This is a genomic window from Amycolatopsis sp. CA-126428 (assembly GCF_002904335.1).
GTDB lineage: Bacteria > Actinomycetota > Actinomycetes > Mycobacteriales > Pseudonocardiaceae > Amycolatopsis.
The window spans coordinates 1-21,277 of record NZ_PPHF01000139.1 but is presented as its reverse complement, the minus strand read 5'-3'; the positions used below and the strand labels follow the sequence as shown (position 1 = coordinate 21,277).

25 protein-coding genes and 1 pseudogene are annotated in these 21,277 nt (G+C 72.5%); 10 read left to right on the top strand and 16 right to left on the bottom strand.

From position 1 onward, the window contains the following. Window positions 1-62: 62 nt before the first annotated feature. Window positions 63-674 (bottom strand): PhoU domain-containing protein, encoded by a 612-nt coding sequence (locus C2L58_RS48880; RefSeq protein ID WP_146073728.1) that lies wholly within the window; start codon window positions 672-674, stop codon window positions 63-65. A 125-nt stretch (window positions 675-799) separates the two neighbouring features. On the opposite strand from C2L58_RS48880, the gene C2L58_RS34625 reads away from it, so the two are divergent. Beyond that, window positions 800-1,234: a single-stranded DNA-binding protein gene (locus tag C2L58_RS34625; protein ID WP_103341853.1), complete on the top strand. Its 435-nt coding sequence runs from the start codon at window positions 800-802 to the stop codon at window positions 1,232-1,234. A gap of 169 nt (window positions 1,235-1,403) precedes the next feature. Then, window positions 1,404-1,694 carry a hypothetical protein gene (locus tag C2L58_RS34620; protein ID WP_103341852.1) on the top strand — a complete coding sequence of 97 codons (291 nt, stop codon included), beginning with the start codon at window positions 1,404-1,406 and terminating at the stop codon, window positions 1,692-1,694. 205 nt (window positions 1,695-1,899) lie between these two features. Here the strand turns inward: C2L58_RS34620 and C2L58_RS34615 are convergent, their stop codons facing one another. After that, a complete protein-coding gene (locus C2L58_RS34615) occupies window positions 1,900-2,307 on the bottom strand; it encodes a zinc-ribbon domain-containing protein (protein WP_103341851.1) in 408 nt (135 codons plus the stop codon). 157 nt (window positions 2,308-2,464) lie between these two features. On the opposite strand from C2L58_RS34615, the gene C2L58_RS34610 reads away from it, so the two are divergent. Continuing rightward, window positions 2,465-2,890 carry a nitroreductase/quinone reductase family protein gene (locus C2L58_RS34610; protein ID WP_103341850.1) on the top strand — a complete coding sequence of 142 codons (426 nt, stop codon included), beginning with the start codon at window positions 2,465-2,467 and terminating at the stop codon, window positions 2,888-2,890. A 1-nt stretch (window position 2,891) separates the two neighbouring features. Here C2L58_RS34610 and C2L58_RS34605 read toward each other — a convergent pair whose 3' ends face one another. From C2L58_RS34605 to C2L58_RS34585, 5 genes are all read right to left on the bottom strand, one after another. Then, on the bottom strand, window positions 2,892-5,006 hold the full coding sequence (locus C2L58_RS34605) for a transglycosylase domain-containing protein (protein ID WP_158264212.1): 2,115 nt from the start codon (window positions 5,004-5,006) through the stop codon (window positions 2,892-2,894). A gap of 36 nt (window positions 5,007-5,042) precedes the next feature. Beyond that, complete coding sequence (locus C2L58_RS34600; protein ID WP_103341849.1) at window positions 5,043-5,864, bottom strand: ABC transporter permease; 822 nt, start codon at window positions 5,862-5,864, stop codon at window positions 5,043-5,045. Continuing rightward, complete coding sequence (locus C2L58_RS34595; RefSeq protein WP_103341848.1) at window positions 5,824-6,630, bottom strand: ABC transporter ATP-binding protein; 807 nt, start codon at window positions 6,628-6,630, stop codon at window positions 5,824-5,826. Before C2L58_RS34595 ends, C2L58_RS34600 begins: the two co-directional genes overlap by 41 nt. After that, window positions 6,627-7,067 carry a MarR family winged helix-turn-helix transcriptional regulator gene (locus tag C2L58_RS34590; RefSeq protein ID WP_103341847.1) on the bottom strand — a complete coding sequence of 147 codons (441 nt, stop codon included), beginning with the start codon at window positions 7,065-7,067 and terminating at the stop codon, window positions 6,627-6,629. The genes C2L58_RS34595 and C2L58_RS34590 overlap by 4 nt, the downstream gene beginning before the upstream one ends. Window positions 7,068-7,137: 70 nt before the next feature. After that, window positions 7,138-7,461 carry an ArsR/SmtB family transcription factor gene (locus tag C2L58_RS34585; protein WP_103341846.1) on the bottom strand — a complete coding sequence of 108 codons (324 nt, stop codon included), beginning with the start codon at window positions 7,459-7,461 and terminating at the stop codon, window positions 7,138-7,140. 82 nt (window positions 7,462-7,543) lie between these two features. On the opposite strand from C2L58_RS34585, the gene C2L58_RS34580 reads away from it, so the two are divergent. The 4 genes from C2L58_RS34580 to C2L58_RS34565 all read left to right on the top strand — a co-directional run bounded on the left by C2L58_RS34580 (window position 7,544) and on the right by C2L58_RS34565 (window position 10,507). Continuing rightward, on the top strand, window positions 7,544-8,539 hold the full coding sequence (locus tag C2L58_RS34580) for a zinc-dependent alcohol dehydrogenase family protein (RefSeq protein WP_103341939.1): 996 nt from the start codon (window positions 7,544-7,546) through the stop codon (window positions 8,537-8,539). Window positions 8,540-8,759: 220 nt separating this feature from the next. After that, window positions 8,760-9,314, top strand: coding sequence for a PspA-associated protein PspAB (gene pspAB / locus C2L58_RS34575; RefSeq protein ID WP_103341845.1), 555 nt, complete (start codon window positions 8,760-8,762; stop codon window positions 9,312-9,314). Between the two features lie 74 nt (window positions 9,315-9,388). Next, window positions 9,389-9,796 carry a VOC family protein gene (locus C2L58_RS34570; protein ID WP_103341938.1) on the top strand — a complete coding sequence of 136 codons (408 nt, stop codon included), beginning with the start codon at window positions 9,389-9,391 and terminating at the stop codon, window positions 9,794-9,796. Window positions 9,797-9,877: 81 nt separating this feature from the next. Further along, window positions 9,878-10,507 carry a hypothetical protein gene (locus tag C2L58_RS34565; RefSeq protein ID WP_233226104.1) on the top strand — a complete coding sequence of 210 codons (630 nt, stop codon included), beginning with the start codon at window positions 9,878-9,880 and terminating at the stop codon, window positions 10,505-10,507. Here C2L58_RS34565 and C2L58_RS50015 read toward each other — a convergent pair. Beyond that, window positions 10,426-11,055, bottom strand: a complete 630-nt coding sequence (locus C2L58_RS50015; RefSeq protein WP_199191602.1) for a hypothetical protein — start codon at window positions 11,053-11,055, stop codon at window positions 10,426-10,428. The two genes, C2L58_RS34565 and C2L58_RS50015, sit on opposite strands and share 82 nt — an antisense overlap. 66 nt (window positions 11,056-11,121) lie before the next feature. On the opposite strand from C2L58_RS50015, the gene C2L58_RS50010 reads away from it, so the two are divergent. Together C2L58_RS50010 and C2L58_RS34550 are read left to right on the top strand one after the other, a co-directional pair. Continuing rightward, window positions 11,122-11,811 (top strand): GNAT family N-acetyltransferase, encoded by a 690-nt coding sequence (locus tag C2L58_RS50010; RefSeq protein ID WP_199191601.1) that lies wholly within the window; start codon window positions 11,122-11,124, stop codon window positions 11,809-11,811. Between the two features lie 153 nt (window positions 11,812-11,964). Further along, window positions 11,965-12,321, top strand: coding sequence for a hypothetical protein (locus tag C2L58_RS34550; RefSeq protein ID WP_103341842.1), 357 nt, complete (start codon window positions 11,965-11,967; stop codon window positions 12,319-12,321). A gap of 10 nt (window positions 12,322-12,331) precedes the next feature. On the opposite strand, the gene C2L58_RS34545 is transcribed toward C2L58_RS34550, so the two are convergent. The 5 genes from C2L58_RS34545 to C2L58_RS34525 all read right to left on the bottom strand — a co-directional run bounded on the left by C2L58_RS34545 (window position 12,332) and on the right by C2L58_RS34525 (window position 19,013). Further along, on the bottom strand, window positions 12,332-13,609 hold the full coding sequence (locus C2L58_RS34545) for a sensor histidine kinase (protein WP_103341841.1): 1,278 nt from the start codon (window positions 13,607-13,609) through the stop codon (window positions 12,332-12,334). Window positions 13,610-13,811: 202 nt separating this feature from the next. Beyond that, window positions 13,812-15,242 carry a carboxylesterase/lipase family protein gene (locus C2L58_RS34540; protein ID WP_103341840.1) on the bottom strand — a complete coding sequence of 477 codons (1,431 nt, stop codon included), beginning with the start codon at window positions 15,240-15,242 and terminating at the stop codon, window positions 13,812-13,814. Window positions 15,243-15,440: 198 nt separating this feature from the next. Beyond that, complete coding sequence (locus C2L58_RS34535) at window positions 15,441-17,615, bottom strand: xanthine dehydrogenase family protein molybdopterin-binding subunit (protein ID WP_103341839.1); 2,175 nt, start codon at window positions 17,613-17,615, stop codon at window positions 15,441-15,443. Continuing rightward, complete coding sequence (locus tag C2L58_RS34530; RefSeq protein ID WP_103341838.1) at window positions 17,612-18,574, bottom strand: FAD binding domain-containing protein; 963 nt, start codon at window positions 18,572-18,574, stop codon at window positions 17,612-17,614. Before C2L58_RS34530 ends, C2L58_RS34535 begins: the two co-directional genes overlap by 4 nt. Beyond that, window positions 18,561-19,013, bottom strand: a complete 453-nt coding sequence (locus C2L58_RS34525; RefSeq protein ID WP_103341837.1) for a (2Fe-2S)-binding protein — start codon at window positions 19,011-19,013, stop codon at window positions 18,561-18,563. The genes C2L58_RS34530 and C2L58_RS34525 overlap by 14 nt, the downstream gene beginning before the upstream one ends. 195 nt (window positions 19,014-19,208) lie before the next feature. Between C2L58_RS34525 and C2L58_RS34520 the strand changes: the two genes are divergently transcribed. Continuing rightward, complete coding sequence (locus C2L58_RS34520; protein ID WP_103341836.1) at window positions 19,209-19,784, top strand: TetR/AcrR family transcriptional regulator; 576 nt, start codon at window positions 19,209-19,211, stop codon at window positions 19,782-19,784. On the opposite strand, the gene C2L58_RS34515 is transcribed toward C2L58_RS34520, so the two are convergent. The 3 genes and pseudogenes from C2L58_RS34515 to C2L58_RS50950 all read right to left on the bottom strand — a co-directional run bounded on the left by C2L58_RS34515 (window position 19,781) and on the right by C2L58_RS50950 (window position 21,122). Continuing rightward, complete coding sequence (locus tag C2L58_RS34515) at window positions 19,781-20,140, bottom strand: hypothetical protein (protein ID WP_103341936.1); 360 nt, start codon at window positions 20,138-20,140, stop codon at window positions 19,781-19,783. The genes C2L58_RS34520 and C2L58_RS34515 overlap by 4 nt on opposite strands. Before the next feature lie 210 nt (window positions 20,141-20,350). Continuing rightward, window positions 20,351-20,725: pseudogene (locus C2L58_RS50955) on the bottom strand (transposase); the annotation flags it as partial. Window positions 20,726-20,765: 40 nt separating this feature from the next. Then, the gene (locus tag C2L58_RS50950; RefSeq protein WP_233226103.1) at window positions 20,766-21,122 is read right to left on the bottom strand and encodes a transposase; all 357 of its coding nucleotides are present in this window, start codon (window positions 21,120-21,122) and stop codon (window positions 20,766-20,768) included. Window positions 21,123-21,277: the final 155 nt, after the last annotated feature.

Here is a 21,277-nt window from a genome sequence, read left to right as displayed (position 1 = left end):
GGCGGCGTCCTGAAGGTGTTGGGTACCGGTCGGCCAGCCACTGCGCCCCACCGACCGAGCGGTCAAGCCTCGACCGGCGTGGATCCCTTGGCCCGGCGCCCGATCCTGGCCGCCGTCGCGGCGAACCGGCCGTAGACCGCGGCGAGCAAAGCGAGCTCCACCGCGAAACCGGCCGCGCGCGGTCCCTCCCGGCCGTCCGCCCACGCCCGCACCTCCCGCTCGGCCGACCCCACGAGCGACACCGCGTCCCCGAGCCCGGTCCCGTCCCCACCGACCAGCACCACCCGCAGGGCCCGCGCGGCGGCCACCGCGTGCCCGCCGAGCCGGCCCAGCGCGGGCCGCACCTCCGCCGGCACGGGCCCCCGCGCCTCGGCGACCTCCCGCGCAAGACCACCCATCCGAGTGAGATCCGCGGCGGTGTGCACGGCCGCGACGACCGCCTTCACCTCCGCCTCCCGCGGCGCGTGGAGGGCCAGCAACGCACACGCCTGGTCCTCGCACGCGGCCCCGAGCGAGGTCACCGCCGCCCCTTGCTCCCGCGCACGTCCGCCCAGCGTGTGGTCACTTTCCAGCACCGAGCGAGTGGCCTCCTCGAGCGCGATCGCGACGAGGTCGCACAGGTCCGCGAGCCGGTGGGCGAGCGTGACGAGCTCCTTCTGAAACGCCGTCGGCATGGCGGCAGGTAACCAGCCCGGCCGGGTGCCGGCATCTCGTCGCCCGGCCCGGAATTGTCGGACCCCCGTGCTCTCCTCATCGGCAAGAGCGGTGCACCCCGCACCCGGAAGACGAGGAGAGACCGATGGCAGGCGAAACGACGGTCACCGTGGTCGGCAACCTGACGGGCGACCCCGAACTGCGCTTCACCCCGGCCGGCTCGGCGGTCGCGAACTTCACGGTCGCGAGCACCCCGCGGCTGTTCGACCGCGAGTCCGGCGCCTGGCGCGACGGCGACGCGCTGTTCCTGCGCTGCAGTTTGTGGCGGGAGTACGCGGAAAACGTCGCCGAGTCGCTGGCGCGCGGCGCTCGCGTGGTCGTCCACGGCCGGCTGAGACAGCGGTCGTACGAAACGAAGGAGGGCGAGAAGCGCACGGTCGTGGAGCTGGAGGTGGAGGAGATCGGGCCGTCCCTGCGGTACGCCACCGCCAAGGTGACCAAGGTCAGCCGCGCGACGGGTGGCGAAGGGAGCAGCGCCTGGACGCCGGAACCGGTGGGGGCGGGCGGGCCACCCTTCTGAGCCCCATCCGTTCGCGCCCGGCCTCCGAACACCTGTCGATGAGGCTTCGACCCGCGCTGGATCGCCTGCGGTGACGATGAGGGAACGCTCCGGCCGCACCCGCTGTCGAAATCCCGCCCACCGGTTCGACGCAGGTATAGAGGCCGAACCACGAGCGGGAGGGACCGACATGAACGGGAACGAGAAGACCGGCTCACCGGCAGCGCACCCCGTCGTCAACCACCGGGTGCGGGCGATGCTCCGAGCAGTCGGCGCGGGCCGCGGCCGGGTCTCCTGCAGCAGCGAGCCGGACCTGTTCATCGACGGCCTGTCGTGCGGCGACCAGTTCGCCGCCCACGCACTGGCCCACCAGGGCCTGGTCCGCGCGGCCCGCCCCGGCCACCCGGGCCAGCTCGTCCCGGCGATCCTGACACCGGCAGGCCAAGCCCTGATCAACCCCGAGCACAGATCGGCCGCCTGACCCGGCGACCGGCGGATGTTTGACAACTGCACAGAGAAGTCCCACCGCCACGAAGACGGCTGGCCCGCAACGGCGCGAGTCGGCCGCCGGGATGAAGGCGCCGGGCGACCTGCCAAACCCCTTGCCGCTGCCGGAAATTCCCGAACCGAAGACAGGCGCGGCGGCGGTCCGGGCATTCACCAGACCGCCGCCGACGGGCCGATGCCTACTGACCCTGCTGCGGGAACTGGCCCTGCTGCTGCGGACCCGGCTGCGGGAACCCCTGCGGCTGGGACGGGTGCTGCGGGTACCCCTGCTGCGGGAATCCACCCTGCGAAGCACCACCCTGCGAAGGGTGCGGCGGATACCCCGGCGCCGCCTGCTGCTGGGCCTGGCCCTGTTCCTCCTGGGCCTGCAGCCGGAGCGCGTCCTCCTTCGGGATGCGGTTCTCGATCCCGCAGAACGTGCACTGCGCCGTGTACTTGACGCTGATCGGGAACAGCGGGATGAAGAACAGCGTGAACTTCGTGACCGCCTTGCGCACCGCGTGCGAAGCCGGGTTACCGCACCGGCCGCACAAGAACGTCGTCATCGCCAGCACGTAGATGCGCGTACGCCAGCCCCAGATCAGCATCGGTCTTCTCTCTTCCGGTTCTTCCTTCGCCGCGCAGCCTCGCACACCGTTGCCGGTTGCCGGGGCGGTTTTGCCGATCCTGTCCGGACCGGCCTCCGGCGAACCGGACATTCGGGCCGTACCGCGACGCCGGAAGCCGCGGGACTAGATTGGGATCATGCCAAGCGACTTCGCTCTGAAGGCGATGAACACCGTGCACCGCGGCCTGATCAAGCTCACCGGTGGGCGGGTGGGCTGGCAGGTCGCCATGCCCGTCCTGGAGCTCACCACCGTCGGCCGCAAGAGCGGGCAGCCGCGGTCGGTGCTGCTCACCTCGCCCCACCAGGAGGGTGACGCGGTGGTCGTCGTGGCGTCGCGGGGTGGCGACGACACGCACCCCGCGTGGTTCCTCAACCTGCGCGCCAACCCCGACGTCGAGGTCTCACTGAAGGGTGGCCCGAAGCGGCCGATGCGCGCCCGCGTCGCCGACGCCGACGAGCGTGCCCGGCTGTGGCCGAAGATCACCGCCGACTTCAAGAACTACGCGCAGTACCAGACGAAGACCGAGCGCGAGATCCCGCTCGTCTTCCTCGAACCGCGGTAGGTCACGACCGCGCCGCCAGGTACGCCGGATCGGCGGGCGGGATCGGCTGGTCGGGGACCCCGGCCAGCAGCCGGCTCATGGCGTGGAAGTACGGCGGCGCGGCGACCGTGCCGCCGAACGCGCCGTGGCCGCAGTCGCCGAGGTGCACCGGCGTGCCCGGGCAGATCTCCCGCGGGTGCGGCCCGTCGGCGAACACCATGGACGACACCGCGTAGCCGTCGACACCGCCGACGAAGGCGACCGATTCGCTCAGCTGCGTGGTGCCCGTCTTGCCGATGTCGGGCCGGGTCCAGCCGGCCGCGCGGGCCGCTTCGGCGGACGTGCCGCTCGTGGTGTCCTTGCTCAGCCCCGCTTCCAGGGTGTCCGCCACGCCCTGGGGGATGACCCGCTCGCACGCCTGCTGCGCGACCGGCACGGCGTTGCCGTCCCGGTCGGTCACCGACAGGATCGGGTTCGGCGGGCACCACACGCCGCCGCTCATCAGCGTCGCCGAGACGTTGGCCATCTCCAGCGGGCTCACCGGGCTGTTGCCGAGGGTGAACGACAGCAGGTTCCGGAAGTACTGCGACTGCGGCTCGCGGTACTGCGGGTTGCCGGACTTCGGGTCCGGCGTGCGGCCGGCGTCGTTGGTCGCGAGGGTGGTGCGCAGCCCGAGCTTGTAGGCCATGTCGAGCACGGCAGGCATCCCGACCTGGCTCTCGAGCCCGACGAAGGCGACGTTCGGCGACGTCGCCAGCCCGTCGGCGAGGGTGATCGGGTCCGCGTAGTGGCCGTCGTTGTGGACGGTGTAGCAGGACGAATGCGCGTCCGGCACCGGGAAGCACTGGCTGTCCGGGTTGGGCAGCGGGGTGTTCAGGCCCGCCTGGCCGGTGACGAGCGCCGCGGCCGAGGTGAAGATCTTGAACGACGAGCCCGCGCCGAACTCGTTGCTCGCGTCGGCGACGATGTCGGTCGACGTCTGGCCCCGCGCCGGATCGGTGCCGTAGTCGCGGTTCGCGACCATGGCGAGCACCGGGTGCCCGTCCTGGCCCGGCTGGACGACGGCGAAGGTGTTGGCCACGCCGTCCTGGGTGGTCGGCACGTTCGCGTCGACGGCGTCCTTGGCGACCTGCGAGACGCGCGGGTCGAGGGTGGTCTTGATCGTGTACCCGCCGGTGGCCAGCCGGTCGGCGGTGAACCCGGCGTGCACCAGGTAGCTTTCCGCGTAGGCGCAGAAGAATCCGGCGTCCGGGGCCGCGCCGAGGCACGTGCCGGACGGCGTGACCGGGCCGTTCGGCAGCAGCCCGAGCGGGGCGGCCTTCGCCGTTGCCGCGTACGAGGCCGGGATGGAGCCGTTGGCGACCATGCCGTCGATGACGAGGTTGCGGCGCTGCAGCGCCTTGTCCGGGTGGGTGTACGGGTTGTAGACGCTGGGGTTGTTCACCATTCCGGCGAGCAGTGCCGCCTGGGGCACGGTCAGTTTGTCCGCCGTTGTCCCGAAATACGCCTGGGCCGCCGCGCCGACCCCATACACGGTTCCGCTGAATTCGACCACATTGAGGTAATTCGCCAGAATGTCGTCCTTGCTCATGGTGTCGTTGAGCTGGACGGCCATTTTCGCCTCCCGCAGCTTGCGGGCGAGCGAATCCTCGCGGTCGGCCTGCTGGGCCGCGGGGTCGTTCCGGTCGACGACGTTGATGAGGTAGTTCTTGACGTCCTGCTGCGTGATCGTCGACGCGCCCTGCAGTGCGCCGCCGGTGCTGTCGTTGACCGCCGCGCGGAGCATGCCTTGCAGGTCGACGCCGCCTTCGGTGTAGAACCGGCGGTCCTCGATGGCGATGATCGCGGCCTTCATCGTGGTCGCGATCCCGGCCGCGGTGACCGGGAGGCGGTACTGCGCGTAGAGCGTCGCGATGGGGGTGCCATCGCGGTCGGTCACGGTCGTGGTCAGCGGCAGGTCGGCCGCGGCGAGCCGGGCGGAAATGGCGTCCACCGAATCGCTGACCTGATTGGACAGCAGGCCCGCCCCGATGGCGGCGGGCGCCATCGTCCCGGCCACCAGAATTCCGGCGAGCGCACACAACCCGGCAAAAGGGACCACGCCCCGGCGACGTTTCACGAATTCGAGATTAGGCATCGGGTGATAAAGGTTCCGTTCGGTGAGACATGTCCCTCACCGGGCCAACCTGCTGAGCAGGGCCGAGGCGACCGAAACGGCCACCGCCGTCGCCACGGCCAGCACGGCGAAGTCGGTCCCGAGGTGGGCCGGGGTCCCGATGAGCAGGCCGCGCAGCGCGTCGACCTGGTAGCTCAGCGGGTTGACGTGGCTGAGCACCTTCAGCCACGGCGGCATCAGGTCCACCGGGTACAGCGCGTTCGACCCGAAGAACAGCGGCATCGTGATCGCCTGCCCGATGCCCATCAGCCGTTCCCGCGACAGCACGATCCCGGCGATCACGATGGACAGGCAGCAGAAGAACGCCGAACCGAGCACGAGGACGACGGCCATCGCGAGCAGCTTCAGCGGGTTCGCGGTCAGCCCGACGCCGAGGATCGCGGCCAGGATCAGCACCATCAGCGCCTGGACGAGCGCGCGGACCCCGGCGGCGAAGGCCTTGCCCGCGACGAGCGCCGCGCGCGGGGTCGGGGTCACCAGGAGCTTGGCGAGCACACCCGCGTCGCGCTCCCAGATGATCTGGATGCCGTAGAAGATCGCGATGAACAGCGCCGACTGGGCCAGGATGCCCGGCGCCAGGAAGTCGAGGTACGGCGTCGAACCGGTCGGGATCGCGCGCAGCCGGGTGAACGTCTCCCCGAAGATCAGCAGCCACAACGCGGGCTGGATCGCCCTGGTCAGCAGCTCGGTCTGATCGCGGCGCAGTTTCTGCAGCTCCACCAGGCACATCGCGCCGACGCGGGCGCCGAGCAGGCGCACCCGGCGCAGCGGGCCCGGGTCAGCCGAGGCGGCGGGCGGTACGGCGAGTGGCACGGACACCGCGGATCCCTCCTTCTTCGTGGTCGAGGCGGTTCCCGGTCACCGCCCGGAACACGTCGTCCAACGTGGCCTCCGGGCCGAGGTCGGCCTCCAGCTCGGCGGGCGTGCCCAGCGCGCGGATCCGGCCGGCGTCCATCAGGGCGACGCGGTCGCAGTACTGCTCGGCCTCGTCCATGTAGTGCGTGGTGACGAGCACCGTCATGCCGGTCGCCCGGCGGATGGAGGCGATGCGGTCCCACACCGACGACCGCGCGACCGGGTCGAGCCCGATCGTCGGCTCGTCGAGGATGAGCAGCCGCGGCGAGCTCACCAGGGCCTGGGCGAGCTCGAGCCGGCGGATCATGCCGCCGGAGTACGTCTTGGCCGTGCGGTCGGCGTCGCCGGCCAGCCCGACCAGGTCGAGGGCGAGCCGCACCTGCTCGGCCCGCCCGCGGCGGGGCACGTCGAAGAGCCGGGCGAACAGGGCGACGTTCTCGCGGCCGGTCAGCGCGCTGTCGGCGGACAGCTGCTGCGGGACGTAGCCGATCAGCCGCCGCACGGCCATCCGGCGGCGCGCGACGTCGACGCCGAAGACCGTGATGCGGTCCGGGGCGGCCGGCAGCAGGGTGGTGATCATCCGGAGCGTGGTCGTCTTGCCGGCGCCGTTCGGGCCGAGCAGGCCGAACACCTCGCCCGGGTGGATTTCGAGGTCGACGCCGTCGACCGCGCGGGTCGCGCCGAACGAGTGGCTCAGGCCGGTGCAGCGCACCGCCGCGGGGTCGGTCATGGCTCCTCCTTCAGGATGCCCATGAGCTTTTCCAGTGCCGGCAACGCCTGGCCGATCGCCGCGGTGTCCTCTTCGGACAGTTTCGCGAGGGCGTCGGCGACGAGCCCGGTGCGGGCGCGGCGCCAGGCCGCCATCCGGTCGGCGGCCGCGGCGGTGACCTCCAGCCGGGCCGCGCGCCGGTCGGCGGGATCGGCCTCGCGGCGCAGCAGGCCGGCGTCGGCGAGCTGGTTCACCAGCGTGCTGACCGAGTTGTTCGCCAAGTGCAGCTCGCGTGCGGCCGCGGCGACGCCGATGCCGGGGTGGTCGGCCACCACGCGCAGGAGCTCGACCTGGGCGCCCGGCAGCGGCACGCCCGGCACGTCGGCGCGCACCCGGCGGCGCACCACCCGGCGGATCCCCTGGACGGCCCCCAGCAGCCGGTCGGCGAGTTCGGTCATGCCCTCGACGGTAGCTCTGCCCCAGATCTATTAGCAACGCTAAATGTCTGGTTGGCGAGGAAGGGGAGAATCAGCCGCGGGTGGCTTCGGCGAGAGCGAGGTCGAGCAAGCCGGGGAAGCGGGTGTCGAACTCCTCGCGGCGCAGGGCGTTCAGCCGCTGCGTGCCGCTGTCCCACTGCCGGAGCAGCCCGGCCGCGCGGAGGATCTTGAAGTGCCGGGACGCGGCGGGCTTGCTGACCGGCGGCATGATCGCGCCGCACGACTGCCCGGGTTCCCGGGCGAGGGCGGCGACCATGGCCAGCCGGTGCGGGTCGCGCAGGGCTTCCAGGGCTGCGCTGAAGGGGACGTCCTCGAGGGCCGGGTGGTCCAGGGGAGTCGCGGTGCGGCTGGCCATGCGCCGAGTATCCCCGGTTGCCGGGCGGTGCGGCGTTGTGCCATGGTCGATGTTAGTCGATTGATTAACATGAGGAGGCGTGGTGCGCGTTTACCGTCCCCGGTCCGGCCGCCTGGCCCAGCGCGAAGAGCCGACGCCCGAGCCGCGGCGCGGCGAGGTGCTCGTCCGGGTGCGGGCCGTGTCGCTGAACTACCGCGATCTGCTGATCCTCGACGGCGACCACTTCGCCGCCGGGGCCGGGGGTGGGGCCCTGATTCCGGTGTCGGACGCCGCCGGTGAGGTCGTGGCCGTCGGTGAGGGGGTCACGCGCTTCGCCGGCGGAGAGCGGGTGATCAACGCCTTCCACCCGGACTGGATCGCCGGGCGGATGCCGGACACGATGGCGGGGTACGGCAACGGCCGGGACGGCTGGCTCGCCGAATACCGCGCCGTCCCGGAGCAGGCGCTCGTCGCCCTGCCGGATTCGCTGACCTTCGAGCAGGGGGCGACGCTGCCGTGTGCCGCGGTCACGGCGTGGACGTCGCTCGACGGCGTGCGCCCGGGCGACGTCGTGCTGACCCTCGGCACCGGCGGCGTCTCCCTGTTCGCCGTGCAGCTGGCGAAGGCGCGCGGGGCGCGGGTGGTCGCGACGACGTCGAGCGCGGCCAAAGCAGCCGAGCTGACCGGACTCGGCGCGGACACGGTGATCGACTACGTCGCCACCCTGGAATGGGGCAAGGCGGTGCTCGACGCCACCGGCGGGCGGGGTGCGGACCGGATCGTCGAGGTGGGCGGGCCCGGCACGTTCGCGCAGTCGCTGGTCGCGGCCGGAACGCACCACGCCGAGATCGCGCTCGTCGGGTTCGTCGGCCGCAGCGGGTCGCCGGTCGACTTCATGGAGCTGTTCCGCAGCGGGGCGACCGTGCGGAAGATCTGGGTCGGCAGCCGCGAGGACACCGAAGACCTGCTGCGGTGGCTCGACGTGTGGCCCATCGAGCCGGTCATCGACAGCGTTCACTCGTTCGAGGACGCCGGAGCGGCCTTCCGGCGGTTCGGGAGCCGGGAGAACTTCGGCAAGGTGGTGATCGCCGCCGCGTGAGGCGAGAGGGATACCGCTGATCGGCGGAACCTACCCGGAGTGACCGTTCGGCGGCGGGCTGGTGCCGTTCGCCGCGTCGCGGGCCGGTCGCGGTACGGAATCGGCGGCGCGGGCGCATGCTGTCCTTTCCGGTCCCGCGTCCCCGCGTCTGACGTCCACAGTGGACATTGCCAGTGCGCCCGGTCCGGCGGCCTCCGAAATGAGGATAGGAACGTTCGTCGTGACCCTGCTGGACAGCAAGCTCGTCCGGTGCTGGACCTCCCGCCCGCACCTGCAGTCCCTCTACACCCTCGCCGCGGCCGCCCCGCGGATGCGCGCCGCGCTCGGCCTCGCGCCCACCGGCGGCGGCACGGTCGACTTCAAGGTGGACGGGGACGCGCTGGCCCGGACCGCGGCGGAGCTGATCGCCGCGACCTCGGCGCGGCTGCCGGTGCACCCGCTGGTGACGCAGGACCTCCAGGGCCGGTCGACGGTCCGGTGCTGGCGCCGCAACCGCGACCTGCGCGTGCTGACCGGTGACCTGGTGGACGTCGCGGACCGGCTGGCCCGGGCGGGTTACGGTGGCTGCCTGCGGTTCGCGACCGTCGAATTCGGCGAGACGTCCGGGCGCCGCGAGGGCAAGCTCGCCCTGGTGTACCTGTTCGACCGCGGCACGTTCCACACCGCGGCGCCGGGAGCCCGGCCGCTGGACCGGGCGCTGGAGCTGCGTGCCCGGGCCGCCTTGCACGGCGCCCTGCCGATGGAACCCGTCGCGCAGCGGCGGTTCGTGCTCTGACTGAAAATCCGCCGATTGGCGCAGCCCGGGCATTCTGCGAGGATGCTGCTCTCGTCCGATCGAAGGAGATGGCCGTGGCTTCTCGTCTCAACCCGTACCTGAGCTTCCGCGACGACGCGCGGCAGGCCATGGAGTTCTACAAGGGTGTCTTCGGCGGCACGCTCACGCTGAACACGTTCGGAGAATTCGGTTCACCCGAAGGGGCGGACTCGGACAAGGTCATGCACGCGCAGCTGGAGGCCGAAAACGGCTTCACGCTGATGGCGTCGGACACCCCGGCCGGCATGGAGCACAACCCGGGCACCAACATCTCGGTGAGCCTCAGCGGGGACGACGCCGACGACCTGCGCGGCTACTGGGACAAGCTGAGCGACGGCGGCACCGTCACGGTTCCCTTCGAAAAGCAGATGTGGGGCGACGAATTCGGCGCCTGCGTCGACAAGTTCGGCATCCCGTGGATGGTCAACGTCGTGCACGGCTAGCCACGAGCCGTTGCAGCCGGTGCCCTCGTCGGTGACGATGGAGGGACCGGCGTGGCGTGGCGCCGGGCCGAAGGAGGCCCGATGGCGGGTTTTCCCTGGACGTGTGCGCAGTGCGGCGCGGTCAACGACCCCGCCGCCCGGCGCTGCGGCACCTGCGCGGGCCTGGCGCCGGGCCGGGCTCGCGCGCGGGCTCTGTGGGTGCTGCTGGCCCTGATGGTGGTGGCCGGCGCCGCGGTGGGCGGGGTCCTGCTGTTCAGCGGCGACTCGCGGCCCTCGCCGGCCGCGTCGGGGCCCTACCCGGAGTACACGACGCCCGCGCTGCCGACCACCAAGACCGTGGTCACGACCGCGAACGGCGTCACCCCGCCCGTCACGCCGCCGACGACCACGGCGACGCCGGCGGACAAGCCGTGTCCGGGGGACGCGGCGCGCTACCTGCCCGGCGGCACCGGGACGGCGCTGCTCGTGGCGCAGACCGCGAAATCCCTCGTCACGATCTGCCGGACCCCCGACGGCCGGATCTTCTACGACGGCCAGGCCCGCGGCCAGGCCGCCTCCGACGACACGCACATCATGCTGCCGGCCCAGGCCGAGGGCGGCGGCTTCGTCGCGGTGAACGGCGACTACCGCTACCGGGTCGACGGCGGCCGGCTGGTCGTCTCGGCCGGCGCCGAAGTGCTCTCCGACGAGGAACTGACCACGGTCGGCTGAGCACTGTACAGCTCGTCCACCGGTTCGGCGTCGAAGCCGAGGTCGGCCCGCATCCGGGCGCGCATGACGCGGTAGCCGCGCTGGCCGGCCTCCCAGGCGGGCCGCAGCCGGGTGCGGTCGCCGCCGGGCTCCAGCAGCATCATGGCCAGCCGCATCCGGGGCAGCGTCGCGTCGCTGACCAGCCGCCGGACCGCCTCCGGCGCGTGCAGCACGACGGGCCCGAGCGCGTGCTGGGCCTCGCTGCGCACCTCGCGCAGCTCGGTGATCTGGTGTTCGTCGAGTTCGCGCTCCGACTCGACGATCGCGCGGGCTTGGAACAACACGCCGTCGAACGCTTCGAGGACGCCCATCAGCTGGGCGTAGGCCTCGGCGCGGGTCTCGTGGGTGCGGGCCTCGCGTTCACGCTGCCAGCGGCGCTCTTCGCGGGCCGCTTCCTCGGCCATGCGCCGGGTCTCCCGCCGTCCGGACAGGATCTGGGTCAAGATCACCCCGGCGAGGCCGAGCAGCGCGACGACGATCGGAATCCACACCGGGACCTGGGAACCCACGTGCGCACCCTACCCAGGATGTGGGAGTGGCGGCGGTCACCCGGCCCGCCTCCGCATGCTGGAGCCATGGCTTCTCCGCTCGACAACCCGGCCTGGGCGTCGCTGACCGGTCCGCACGCCCGCTTCGCGGAACGGCGGGGGCGCGTCCTGCGCTACCCGGAGGACGTCGCGCCGTTCCTGGCCCTGCCCGACGACCCGGGCGAGCAGGATTGGCGGGACGTCGCCGAGCTGGCCGGGCCGGGGGCGACCGTCGTGCTCGCCGCGACCGCCGCGCGGCCGCCGTCCGGCTGGACGGTGCTCGACGAGATCCCCGGTGTGCAGCTGGTCGACGAGGGCGTCGCGGCCGCGCCCGAGCCGGAGGCCGTGCGGCTCGGCCCCGCGGACGTGCCGGAGATGCTGGACCTCGTCGAGCGGACGCGGCCGGGACCGTTCCGGAAGCGGACCGTCGAGCTCGGCACGTACCTCGGCATCCGGCGCGGCGGCGCGCTCGTGGCGATGGCCGGCGAGCGGCTGCACCCGCCGGGCTATACGGAGATCAGCGCGGTGTGCACGGACCCGGCGTACCGCGGCCAGGGCTTCGGGACGCGGCTGGTGCTCGCGGTGGCCGCGGGCATCCGCGAGCGCGGCGAGATCCCGATGATGCACGCGGCCGCCGGCAACACCTCGGCGATCCGTCTCTACCTCTCCCTGGGCTTCGCGCTGCGGCACCGGCCGGACTTCGTGGCGGTGCGCGTGCCCTTCGCGGTCGCGGTCTAGGCCCCGGTCGACACCCGGGGCCGCCGGCGATCTTCACCGAGCCGGGGGAGTGGCCGGAAGAGCGCCGACCCGCCGGGATCCGGCCGGCCGGCACCCGGGTGTCGAATCGGGGCCGGCCGATTCGACGTCCGGGTGAAGGGAAAGGGGAGCGCCATGACCGCCACGACCAGCACCCCGAGCCGGGTCCGGAGCCTGCCGGTCCTGCTCGCCACCGAGGACGACGCCGAGGAAATGGGCCTGCTCGCGCCCGACGACCGGCTGACCTGTCACGTGCACGGCCGGTGGATCCACCAGTGCGTGGCCTCGCCGGCGCACGTCAGCCCGGTCACCCGGCACCGCTGGTGCCGCGGCTGCCGGACCGAGCCGGCCGTCGCCGTCGACGAGCTGGCCCTGGCCGTGGCGATGTCCTGCCCGCGCTGCGGGCACGGCGGCAGCGCCGCCACCACCCGGCTGACCGCGGCCTGCCGCGCGAGCCTCGCCGCCGAGCGCGCCGCCCGCCGCGTGGCCTGAGGGCGTGGGTTCAGCCCGGCACCCACATCGTGACGCGGGTGCCGCGGCCCGGCTGCGAGTCCACCGTGCCGTGCCCGCCGACCTCGGCCAGCCGGGCGATGATGGACTGGCTGATGCCGAAGCCCGGTGGCCGGTCGCCGACGTCGAAGCCCTGGCCCTGGTCGCGGGCCACCACCGCGATCCCGCCGTCGCGTTTCTCCACGCGGAGCACGACCTGCTTCGTCCCGGAGTGCTTCACCGTGTTGCGCAACGCTTCCCGGACCGCCTCGCACAACGCGGTGCGCCGGTCCTGCGAGACCTTGTGGTCGTCGGCGAAGTCCGCGGCGACGAGCTGGGTGCGCAGGCCGTCGCGGGCCAGCTCGGTGGCGACGTCGGCGAGTTCGACCGCGAACCCGCGCGTCGGCCCGGTCGGCACGGGCTCGGTGATCCGGCGGCGCAGCTCGGCCGCTTCCGCTTTGGCGACCGAACGCAGCTCCGACAGCCGCGTGACGGCCTGGGCGTCGTCGCCCGGCGCCGAAATGGCCAGTGCTTCGAGGGTCTGCAGCACGCTGTCGTGCATGATGCGCCGCGTCCGGCGGCGCTCGGCCTCGCGTCCGCGCCGCAGCCCGATGTCCACCGCGAACCGCGTGCCGACGCCGAGCAGGATGAGGATCGCCACGGCGAGCACGATCGCCACCGCCAGCGCCACCATGCAGCCGATCGACCGGGTGAGGGCGAGCTGGTTGCTCAGGGGCAGGCCGCCGGCGAGCGTGAGCGCGGCCCGGAGCGGGACAGCCGCCGCGAACAGCCACAGCGCCGCGGGCAGCCCGGACGTGCCCGCCCACATGGCGACCGAGCCGACCAGCCAGGTCCAGGACACGTCGACGGCGAACGGCTGCACCGCGGCCGGGGCGGTCATGGCGACCACGAAGTTGAGGGCCACGCCGAGGGAAAGGTCCAGACCGAGGGCGCGCCCGGTGAGACGGGCCCGCAGGCCGCCCGAACGCAGCACCCAGACGACGGCGGCGGTGTTGGCCGCGACGGCGAAGAGGGTGGCGCCGAGCACCGGCCCGAGCCCGAGCACGCCGTTCGCGGCGGTGAACCCGATGAACACCTTGACGAACGCGGCGGCCCGGTACGCCAGCGGCACGGCAACCCAGTAGCGCGAGGCGCGCGCGAGCGTTGCTTCCCCGACGGCGGTGAGGTCGCTGCTGTCGGAAACGGGTTCGGCGGGGTCCGCGGGAGTGCCGCTGCGCAGCAGCGTGCGGACGAAAGCACGTGGCGGTGCGGCTGAAGCCGCCTCGGACATCGGTGGTCCCCATTCATCCGGCCGTCCGGGCGCCTGAGCGTGGCAGCGGAGCAGGGGGATAGTCAACCGTCCCGGCCCGGAGCCAGCCCGCTGGAGCAAAGCCCCCGACCGGTTCGTGATCAACCGGTCGCACAGGGAGATGAGGGGTGCGTCGGCGCCGCCCCGCGCGGAGGTTGCGGCGAGCCGAGCCCGCGGCGCGCCGTCAGTACGCGTGGAACATCGTGTCCTCGCCGGTGTACTCCGCCCAGCCCGGCGAACCCGTCGTGGCGAAGCGGTGCCAGGCACCGTTCAGCTCGGCCGCCAGCTCGTGCGGGGGGTTCTCGCCGAGCAGGCCTCGCGGCCCCGAAAGCGCATCCAATGCGCCGAACACGAACGGCAGCTCCAGCCCGTGGCACGCACCCAGCCGGCCTTCGAGCAGGGGCGAGCCCCACTCGAACTCGTACCTGAACGTCCGGCCGGTGTGGTGCTCGGCGAGGTCGCGCACGCCGTCGCGGAAGACCAGGTCCGTCAGGGCTTCCACGAGGACCTCGCCCGCCGTGCGGCCCGATCCGAGGCCGTACGCGTACAGCACGCCCGCCGGGTCCGGGTGCGAGACCGCCAGGGAGGCCACCGCCTGGTCGTCGGTGACCGCTTCGAGGGCACCCGTCGGCACCAGGTAGAGCCGCATCTCTTCGCTGCAGCTGCCGGCGATCAGGTCGACGTCCCGGCCCGCGCCCGCCTTGATCGCCTTGGCCGGGTGCTGGGGCAGGACGTCGTCGCCGACCATCGGGAGGAAGGGGCTCAGGCCGTAGCCGCGGTCGTAGCCCAGTGCGTCGCGCAGGTCGGGCGCGCCGCCCGGGCGGAGGACCGCGTCCTGGGCGTCGAGCAGCTGCTCGGTCGAGACCTTGCGGAACGCCTCCGCCGTCGGTTCCGCCTTGAGCTCGTCGGCGACCACCTTGGCCAGCCGCCGGGCCTGGACGCTGTCGCGCACCATGTCCGGGTGTCCGCTTTGGACGATCGCGCGGTGGAAGAGCCCGGCCGACAACGGCGAGCCGAGCAGGCAGGAGACGCTGACGGCCCCCGACGCCGCGCCGAAGAGGGTGACGTTGGCGGGGTCGCCGCCGAACGCGGCGATGTTCTCCTGCACCCAGTGCAGCGCCGCGAGCTGGTCGCGCAGGCCGAGGTTGGTCGCCCCGCCGTCGAGGGGGAGGAACCCGTCGATGCCGAGGCGGTACTGCACGGTCACCAGCACCGCGCCGGCGCGGGCGAACGCCGTGCCGTCGTGGACCGCGGCGGACCCGGTGCCGCCGAGGAACGCGCCGCCGTGCACGAACACCAGCACCGGCAGGGAGGCGGCGCCCGGCTGCGGCGTCCAGACGTCGACCGTCAGGTACTCCGGCCCCGGGCGCCAGCCGGTGCCGGAGAGCGGGGTCAGGTCGAGGCCGGGTACGTCGTGACGGCGTTGCGGCGCCGTCGGTCCGGGTCTCCGCGTCTCGCGGACGCCCTCCCACGGCGGGGCCGGGACGGGTTCGGCGAAGCGCAGCTCGCCTTCGGGCGCGGCGGCGTACGGGATGCCGCGGAAGAGCACCACGCCGGCGGGGGTGACCTGACCGCGGACCGCGCCGGATGTGGTGGGGACGACGGGGTCGGACATGCGGGGGTCCCTTCGTGGACTGTCGGGGGAAGCGCCCGTCAGCCTAGGACCGCGGACGGGCCGCCGTCATGGGCGTTCCGTCTCCGAGGTTGTCGCGGATGGATAACGGCGCCGGCCCGGATCGACCGGACAAGGGGCGGCACCGTGCATTCCTGGTGCGGTGCGGGCAGGGCGTCCGGGGACGCCCTGCCCGCCCCGTCAGCCTTCGAGGAGGTCCTCGATGGTGATCGGGATGTGCCGGACCCGGATGCCGGTGGCGTTGTACACGGCGTTGGCGACCGCCGCCGCCATGCCGACCGTGCCGATCTCGCCGAGGCCTCGCGCACCGACCGCGTTGTGCAGGGTGTCCGGGTACTCGACGAAATGGACGCCGACCTCGGGGATGTCGGCGTTGACCGGGAGCAGGTAGCTCGCGAAGTCGCCGTTGGCGAGCCGGCCGTTCGCCTCGATCTCCAGGCCCTCGTGCAGCGCGGCCGAGACACCCCAGATCATGCCGCCCATGATCTGGCTGCGGGCCGCCTTGTCGTTGATGATCCGGCCCGCGTCGAACACGCCGAGCATCCGCGACACCCGCGCCTCGCGCGTCCACTTGTGCACCCGGACCTCGACGAACTGGGCGCCCCACGAGGCGAAGGAGTGCTTGGTCAGCTCCTCCCCGGGCGCCGACGTCCCGGTCACCTCGAGCGTTTCGCGTCCCACGGTCCGCAGCAGCTCGCCGAAGGTCATCGACTCGCCGCCGGCGAAGACGCGGCCGTCGGCGTAGGTGACCTCCCGCCCGGCGAACGGCGAGCCGGGGTCGGCGGCGAGCGCGGTCAGTTCGTCGATCGCCTTGGTGGCGGCGAGCATGATCGCCGTGCCGGCGCTCGCCGTCGCCGTCGAGCCGCCGGACATGCCGCCCGGCGGGAGGGCCGAGTCGCCGAGGCGCGGGGTGATCCGGTCCGCCGGGATGTCCAGCGATTCGGCGCCCACCAGGGAGAGCACGGTCAGCAGGCCGGTGCCGGGGTCCGCGCCGCTCGTCGCGACGACGGCGGTGTCGTCCGCCCGCAGCGTGATGCCGACGGTGGCCGGGAACCGCAGGGCCGGGAACACCGCGGTGGCCACGCCCATGCCGACGAGCCAGTCGCCGTCGGTGCGGGAGCCCGCCGGGCGGTGCGCCCAGCCGAAGCGGTCCGCGCCGATGCGGAAGCACTCGTCGAGGTGCTTGCTCGACCACTGCAGGTCGTGGCCGGGCGGGGCGGTCGAGTTGTTGCGGACGCGCAGCTCGATCGGGTCCATGCCCAGCTTCACGGCGAGCTCGTCGACCGCGCTCTCCAGCGCGAACGACCCCGGTGCCTCGCCGGGAGCCCGCATGAACGTCGTCGGCGGGACGTTCAGCGGCACGATCTTCTGGGAGATGGACAGGTTCTTCGTGGCGTACCACTCGCGCGAGGTGCCGTGCGACGTCGGTTCGACGAACGACCGGGCGGTGTCGGTGTGGCACCACGAGTCGTGGCGCAGGGCCACCAGGGTGCCGTCCGGCTCGGCGCCGAGCGTGAGCTTCTGCACCGTCGCGGCCCGGCCGGCGGTGGCGGTGAAGACCTGTTCGCGGGTGAGCGCGGCCTTCACCGGCCGGCCGAGGGCGCGGGCCGCGGCCGCGGCCAGGAACGCCGGCGTGGACGTCCGCCCCTTGCCGCCGAACGCGCCGCCGACGAACGGGTTGACCGCGCGGACGGCTTCCGGTGCCAGGGCGAGCGCCGTGGCCACCTCCGCCGCCTGCATGTTCGACGCCTGGTTCCCGCTGTAGATGGTCAGCTCGCCGTCGTCCCACACCGCGACCGCGGAGTGCGGCTCCATCGCGGCGTGGTTCTGCGTCGCGGTCGTGTAGGTCGCCTCGACCACTACCGGGCTCGCGGCCAGGGCGGCATCGAAGGATTCGACGCCGTCTTCGAGCACCTCGATTTCCGGCGGTGCGCCGTCCATGGCCGGCGGCGCGGGTTCGGCCGAGTCGAGGTGTTCGGCGAGCGAGGTCCGGGCGGGCAGCTCGCGGTAGGCGACCTCGACGAGGGTCGCGGCGTCCCGGGCCTGCTCGAACGTCTCCGCGACGACGAAGCCGATCGGCTGGCCGTAGTAGGTGACTTCCTTGTTCTGCAACGGAACCCACGTCTCGCCGAAGGGCGGCATGCTCGGGGTCTGCAGCGTCAGCGGGTCGAACGGCGTGTAGACCTCGAGCACGCCGGGCGCGCTCTTCGCCGCGGTGGCGTCCACGGCCTCGATCTCGCCGTGCGCGACCGTGCTGAGCAGGACGTAGCCGTAGACCATGCCGGAAAAGGCGTGGTCGGCGCCGTACTTGGCCTCGCCGGTGACCTTCAGCGGCGCGTCCAGCCGGGTGATCATCGGGAGCTCCCCTCGGTCAGTTCGAGCAGCGCTCGGATGATGGTCCGCTGCAGCAGCGTCACCTTGAACCCGTTCTCGGACAACGGTAGTGCGCCGTCGGCGGCCGCGGCCGCGGCCGCTTCGAAGGCGGCCTCGGTCGCCGGGCCGCCCCGCAGGGCCGCTTCGACGGCCGGCAGCCGCCACGGCACCGTCCCGACGCCGCCGGCCGCAACCCGGGCGTCGGCGACGACCCCGTCCCGGACGTCGAGCGCGACGGCGGCGGAGCACAGCGCGAACTCGTAGGACTGCCGGTCGCGAACCTTCACGTAGGTGGAGTTCACGGCCCAGTCCAGCCGCGGCACGATGACCTCGGTGATCAGTTCGCCGGGGCGCAGGTCGTTCTCCACGGCGGGGGTGTCGCCGGGCAGCTGGTAGAAGTCGCCGAGCGCGACCTCGCGGGTGCCGGTCGCGTCCGCCAGCCGCAGGCGGGCATCGAGGGCGACCAGGGCGACGGCGACGTCGCTGGCGTGCGTCGCCACGCACGACTCGCTGGCGCCGAGGATCGCGTGCATCCGGTTCGCGCCGGTGATCGCGGAACAGCCGCTGCCCGGAACGCGCTTGTTGCACGGCATGGCGATGTCGCGGAAGTACGAGCAGCGCGTGCGCTGCAGCAGGTTCCCGCCGATGCTGGCCATGTTCCGCAGCTGCTGGGACGCGCTCAGCAGCAGGGCTCGCGAGATCGCCGGATAAACGCCGGGGTGGGCGGCGATGGCGCCCATCCGCTCGAGCGCGCCGAAGCGCAGCCCGTCGGTGGTGTCGATGCCGCGCAGCGGAACGTCGTTGATGTCCAGGACGTGGTCCGGCGTCAGGACGTCCAGCTTCATGAGGTCGACCAGGGTCGTCCCGCCGGCCAGGTACGTGCCGGGCGTGGCGACCGCCGCCTCGACGGTGGTGGGTGCGGTCAGCTCAAAGGGACGCATCGGCCCGCCTCGCCTGCTCGACGGCCTTGACGATGTTCGGGTAGGCCGCGCACCGGCAGAGGTTGCCGGACATGAACTCCCGCACGTCGTCGACGTCCTGCTCGACGGCGGCGACCGCCGACATGATCTGCCCGGCGGTGCAGAACCCGCACTGCAGGGCGTCCTGGTCGACGAACGCCTGCTGCACCGGGTGCAGCCCGTCCTCAGTGGACAGTCCTTCGACGGTGGTCACCGGCTTCTTGACGGTCGCGGCCAGGGTGAGGCACGAAAGCACGGGCCGGCCGTCGACGTGCACGGTGCAGGCGCCGCACTGCCCGCGGTCGCAGCCCTTCTTCGGGCCGGTGACGGCGAGGCGCTCGCGCAGGGCGTCCAGGAGCGTGACGCCGGGATCGACGTCCAGGTGTTCGGTTTTGCCGTTGACTTGGAGTGAGATTTCCACTGGTCTCTTTCCGCGGAGCCGGGCGGACTGCCCGACGGTGTGGTGGGGCGGTGAAGGGCGGGAGCGGATACTCATCCGCTTCACTCGGTCGCGAGGCTAGCGGATTACAATCCGCTTGGCAACGAACTGCAGGGGCTGGAGCTGCTCCAGCACTCGGCTAGATTCAGCGGGACGGCACGACCACCGGGAGGAACGATGACGACCGGATCGGTCAGCCCCCGCCGCGCGGACACGCGGCGCAACCACGAGCGCATCCTCGCCGCCGCGGCGGCCTCGCTGGCCGACACGGGCGAGGTCTCGTTCAACGCGATCGCCAAGCAGGCCGAGGTCGGCGTCGGCACGGTCTACCGGCACTTCCCGACGCCGGAGTCGCTGATCCTGGCGGTCTACCGGCGCGAGGTCCGGCACATCGTGGAAGTCGTGCCGGTGCTGCTGGAGAAGCACGCCCCGGACGAAGCCTTCCGGGTCTGGGTGACCGACCACGTCGCCCACTACATGATGACGAAGAAGGGGCTGGCCGACGCGCTGCGGACCGCGACCGCGTTCCGGGGCGAGCTGCCGGGCGACGCTTACGAGGACATGCTCGGCGCGGTGTCGGCGATGCTCGGAGCCAACGTGGCGGCCGGGACGGTCCGGCCGGGCCTGACCCCGGTGCTGGTCATGCGGGGACTGGGCGGCCTGCTGTGGCTCGACCCGGAGGGCGATTGGAAGGGCGATGCGGCGGACCTCGCCGAGCTGCTCTGGCACGGGATGGCCGCGCAGCCCGGCTAGGCTTCGCCGTCGAGGTGGACGGTCACGGTGACCCGCCCCTTCGCATCGCGGCGCGCGACCGCGTGCCCGCTGCGGCCGGTGTCGCCGAGTTCGAGGGTGAGCGGGCCGCCGTCGCCGGTGAAGTTGCGCCACCACGACTTCGCGTCGGGCATCATCACGCCGATGGTGACGACATCGCCGGCTTGCCGATAGCCGACCGGAGTGCGGAAGGTGCGCCCCGACCGCCGGCCCGTGTAGGTGATCTCGGTGAGGTGGCGGCGGACCATCGGCCCCCAGCGCGGCGACGTCCGGAGCGCGCCGACGCAGGTGTTGAAGCGGTGGACGGCGTTCTTCGGCAAGGGGACTCGGTATCCCACGGCGGCCTCCTTCGGCGGGCTGCCGCCACGGTACCGGAAAACGGAGAAGGATGTTCCGGTTGCGGCCGCCGACTCATCGCGGCCAACCACGCCGCAATCCGACCGGATCACTTGCCGGACGCGTCTAGGCGTGTCTGACAATGCCTTGGTCCAGGTGACCACGGCATGCAGGACGACTGCTGACCGGTAGACGAGGGCCAACTTGTCGTACCGAGTCGCCAGGCCACGCCACTGCTTGAGCAGGTTGAACCCTCGCTCGACCACGTTGCGGCCGCGGTAGTCAACCGCATCGAAGGCTGGTGGACGACCGCCGCAGGACCCGCGGCGTTTGCGGTGCCCCGCCTGATCGGCAGGCTCCGGGATCACCGCGGCGATGCCACGGTCACGCAGATGGCCGCGGATCGCCCGCGAAGAGTAAGCCTTGTCGGCGCGGACGCGATCAGGGCGGGTGCGGGTCCGGCCGCGTCCCGCGCGACGGATCCGCAGGTGCCGCATCAGGTGCGGAAACATCGGGGCGTCCCCGGCCTGCCCGGGCCCGACCAACGTCACCAGTGGCCGGCCGTTCCCGTCGACGAGGTGGTGCACCTTGGTGCTCCAGCCGCCGCGGGAGCGGCCGATCGCGTGATCAGGCGGCTCGGTCAGCAGATCCGTGTAGTTCGACCCAGCCCCCTGTGAGGCGGGTGATGTTGGTGGCGTGCTGATGCGCCCGCGCGATCATGTAATCCACCGACACCGACCAGTCCGCCAGACCCGCGGCATCGGCCTCGGTGAGCAGCCGTTGCAGCACGATGTCCCAGGTTCCATCGCCGGCCATCCGGCGATGCCAAGTCCAGATCGTCTGCCACGGACCGAACACCGCCGGCACATCACGCCACGCCAGCCCGCACCGATACCGGTAGATGATCCCTTCGACCATCGCCCGCGCATCCGAGAACGGACGCCCGCGCTTACCGGTCCGGACCGGCAGCAGATCCTCGATCAACGCCCGCTGAGCATCCGAAAGCAACTGAAACCGCGACGAACAGCAGCATCCCAGCACTGAGCCGGAACGTTTGTCAGACACGCCCTAGGTGGCTGGTGTCGAACGGGGGTCTTGAGGGCGCCGACCGGCGGGGCGGGGCGGCTGTGGCCGGTTCT